The organism is Actinomadura sp. NPDC048032, from assembly GCF_040653175.1.
GTDB lineage: Bacteria > Actinomycetota > Actinomycetes > Streptosporangiales > Streptosporangiaceae > Spirillospora > Spirillospora verrucosospora.
Map to the genome: position 1 here is coordinate 1 of NZ_JBEZJP010000633.1, position 3,267 is coordinate 3,267.

General features: G+C 73.5%; 4 protein-coding genes. 3 read left to right on the plus strand and 1 reads right to left on the minus strand.

The window, feature by feature from the left end:
- The 3 genes from AB0C69_RS40330 to AB0C69_RS40340 form a co-directional block, all read left to right on the plus strand.
- Positions 1-1,538 (plus strand): ExeM/NucH family extracellular endonuclease (locus AB0C69_RS40330; RefSeq protein ID WP_360361721.1); only part of this gene is annotated, 1,538 nt, incomplete at its 5' end.
- Positions 1,539-1,643: 105 nt separating this feature from the next.
- On the plus strand, positions 1,644-1,952 hold the full coding sequence (locus tag AB0C69_RS40335; protein WP_360361724.1) for a hypothetical protein: 309 nt from the start codon (positions 1,644-1,646) through the stop codon (positions 1,950-1,952).
- A gap of 38 nt (positions 1,953-1,990) precedes the next feature.
- Positions 1,991-2,980, plus strand: a complete 990-nt coding sequence (locus tag AB0C69_RS40340) for an LLM class flavin-dependent oxidoreductase (RefSeq protein WP_360361727.1) — start codon at positions 1,991-1,993, stop codon at positions 2,978-2,980.
- 34 nt (positions 2,981-3,014) lie between these two features.
- On the opposite strand, the gene AB0C69_RS40345 is transcribed toward AB0C69_RS40340, so the two are convergent.
- Positions 3,015-3,267, minus strand: a 253-nt coding sequence (locus AB0C69_RS40345; RefSeq protein WP_360361730.1) for an amidohydrolase family protein, incomplete at its 5' end; no start/stop codon positions are given.

A 3,267-nucleotide genomic window follows, 5' to 3' on the forward strand; every position in this document is an offset into this window, starting at 1 on the left:
TCGCCGGGCAGACCCTCCGGGTCGCCGCGGACGGGACCGCCGACTTCCAGCGCGCCGACCAGCTCAAGGGCTTCTTCGTCCAGGACCCGACGCCCGACGCGGACCCGCGGACCTCCGACGGGCTGTTCGTCTACTCGACCACCGACGTCGCGGTCGGCGACCGGGTCCTGGTCACCGGCAAGGCCGTCGAGTACAGCGGGCTCACCGAACTGTCGCCCGTGTCGGCCGTGGACGTGTGCGGCACGGGGAAGGTCGCGCCGACGTCCGTCCGGCTGCCGCTCAAGGGCGGCGCGGGGATGGAGCAGTACGAGGGCATGCTGCTGCGGTTCGGCCAGCGGCTCACCGCCACCGAGACCTACCAGCTCGGACGGTACGGGCAGGTCACCGTCTCCGCGGGCGGCCGCCTCTTCCAGCCGACCGACGGGCACGGCGGCACCCAGGCGGGCAACGACGCGCGGCGGCTCCTGGTCGACGACGGGTCGAACGTGCAGAACCCCGCGACGATCCCCTACACCGACCCCCGCGTCCTGCGGATCGGGGACGCCACGACCGGGCTGACCGGTGTGCTCACCTACCAGTTCGGCGCCTACGCGTTGCAGCCGACCAGGCCCGCGCGGTTCGACGACCGGAACCCGGCGCCGAAGCGGCCGCGGAACGTGGGCGGCGACGTGCGCGTCGCGAGCTTCAACACCCTGAACTGGTTCACGACGCTGGACAGGCGCGGCGCGGACACGACGGAGGAGCAGGAGCGGCAGCTCGCCAAGCTGACCGCCGCGCTGCGGGGCCTGGACGCCGACGTCGCCGGGCTGATGGAGGTCGAGAACAACGGCGACACCGCCGTCGGGGCGATCGTCGACCGGCTGAACCGGGCGGCGGGCGCGGGAACGTACGCGTGGGTGCGGCACCCCTACCCGGGCACGGACGAGATCCACGTCGCGCTGATCTACCGGCCGTCGAAGGTGACGCCGGTCGGCGACGCGCGCTCGTCGCAGGACCCGGTGTTCGACCGCCCGCCGCTGGTGCAGACGTTCCGCCCCCGCACGGGCGGGACGGCGTTCACCATGATCGTCAACCACTTCAAGTCGAAGGGCTGCGGCGGCGCCGCCGGACCCGACCAGGACCAGGGCGACGGCCAGGGCTGCTACAACGCCCGCCGCGTGTCCCAGGCCAAGGCGGTCGCCGCGCTCGCGGACGGCGTGCCGAACCCGCTCGTGGTCGGCGACCTCAACGCCTACACCGCCGAGGACCCGGTGAAGGCCCTCACCGGCGCCGGGCTCGTCGGGCAGACGCAGCGGTTCGTCCGCCCGAGCCAGCGGTACAGCTACGTCTTCGACGGGCAGTCCGGCGAGCTGGACCACGCGCTCGCGGGCCGGGCGCTGTCGCGGCGCGTGACCGGCGCGACGATCTGGCACGTCAACAGCGACGAGCCGGTGTTCCTCGACTACAACACCGAGTTCAACCCGCCCGCGTTCTACCGGCCGGACGCGTTCCGCTCGTCCGACCACGACCCCGTCCTGCTCGGCCTCGACCTGCGCTGAGCCGCCCCCTCGGGCCGGCCGCCGGAAAAGGGGCGGCCGGCCCTCTCGCGCGCCGAGGTCACCGAGCGTATGATCCAGGTCACATTCCTAGAGATCGGTGCGCTCATGACCGAAGCCGTGTCCGGCGCCGTCCCCGCCTCGGCGCCCGCTCCCCGCCTCGCGTTCGGAATCGGCCCCGACGGCACCTACACCCGGTTCGGGCAGGTCGCCGCCTTCGTCCTCGGACTCCTCACCACGTTCGCGTTCCTGCCCCTGGTCGTGGTCGGCGCCCTGCTGTACACCCGGGCCGAGACCCGGTTCGGGGAGGACCCCGCGCGGGCCCGCACGCTGGTCAACTGGTCGTGGCTCAGCATCACGGCCCCCGTCGTCGTCGCGGTCGTCGCGGTCGTCGCCGTCGCCGCGCTGAAGGGCTAGCGGGAAGAGGACCGGCCCGGGACGGGTTGGCACAGGGTATGACCGTGCGCCTCTCCGTCCTCGATCTCGCCCCCGTCGTGACCGGCTCCACGTCCGGGCAGGCCCTGCGCCACACGCTCGACCTGGCCCGGCACGCCGAGCGGCTCGGCTTCCACCGGTACTGGCTGGCCGAGCACCACGCGATGCCCGGTATCGCCAGCTCGGCGACCGCCGTGCTGATCGGGCAGGTCGCGGCGGCGACCTCCCGGATGCGGGTGGGGTCGGGCGGGGTCATGCTGCCCAACCACGCGCCGATGGTCGTCGCCGAGCAGTTCGGGACGCTGGAGGCGCTGTACCCGGGGCGCATCGACCTCGGCCTCGGCCGCGCGCCCGGCACCGACCAGGCGACCGCGCGGGCGCTGCGCCGGTCCGCCGAGGCGCTGTCGGTCGACGACTTCCCCGAGCAGGTCGTCGAGCTGCGGAACTACTTCGCCGCGGACAGCAAGGTGACCCCCGCCGCGGGGAACGAGCCGCCGGTGTGGCTGCTCGGATCCAGCGGGTACAGCGCGCGGCTCGCCGGCCTGCTCGGCCTGCCGTTCGCGTTCGCGCACCACTTCAGCGCCGAGAACACCGTGCCCGCCCTGACCCTGTACCGGCAGTCGTTCCGTCCCGGCGCGCTGGACGCGCCCTACTCGATGATCGGGGTGTCGGTGACGGCGTCCGACACCGACGAGCGGGCGCGGGAGCTGGCCGGGCCGCAGGCGCTGTCGTTCCTGAGGCTGCGGCAGGGCCGTCCCGGGCTGCTGCCGACGCCGGAGGAGGCCGCGTCCTACCCGTACACGCCGCTGGAACGGCAGATGATCGACGCGCGGCTGGCCGACCAGGTCGTGGGCGGCCCGGACGCCGTCCGCAAGCAGCTGGACGACCTCGTCGGCCGGACCGGCGTCGACGAGGTCATGGTGACCACGCAGGTCTTCGACCACGCCGACCGGCTGCGCTCCTACGACATCCTCGCCGAGCTGTACCCGGAGAACCTCGGCGCGGCGTGACGCGGACCCCGGTCGCCGGCGCGCGGTCCGCGTCTCAGACGCCCTCGGCCGCGTGGACGACGCGGCCGTCGAAGACGGTCATCGCGACCGGGGTGTCCGGGAGGTCGTGCGGGTCGAGGGCGGTCAGGGTGCCGTCCAGGACGGTGACGTCGGCGGCCTTGCCGGGTTCGAGGCTGCCCTTCCAGTCCTCGGCGAGAAACGTCTTGACCATCGCGCTGCTGTTCCAGCCCGAGTAGTACTTGCAGCCGTGGGTGGCATCCTCCCGGTCGGGGTCGTCGGGGTCGTCG

What these genes read in the sequence shown, in the direction of transcription:
- AB0C69_RS40335 (WP_360361724.1), top strand. Translation starts at nt 1,644, where the DNA reads ATGACCGAAGCCGTGTCCGGCGCCGTCCCCGCCTCGGCGCCCGCTCCC.
- AB0C69_RS40340 (WP_360361727.1), top strand. Translation starts at nt 1,991, where the DNA reads ATGACCGTGCGCCTCTCCGTCCTCGATCTCGCCCCCGTCGTGACCGGC.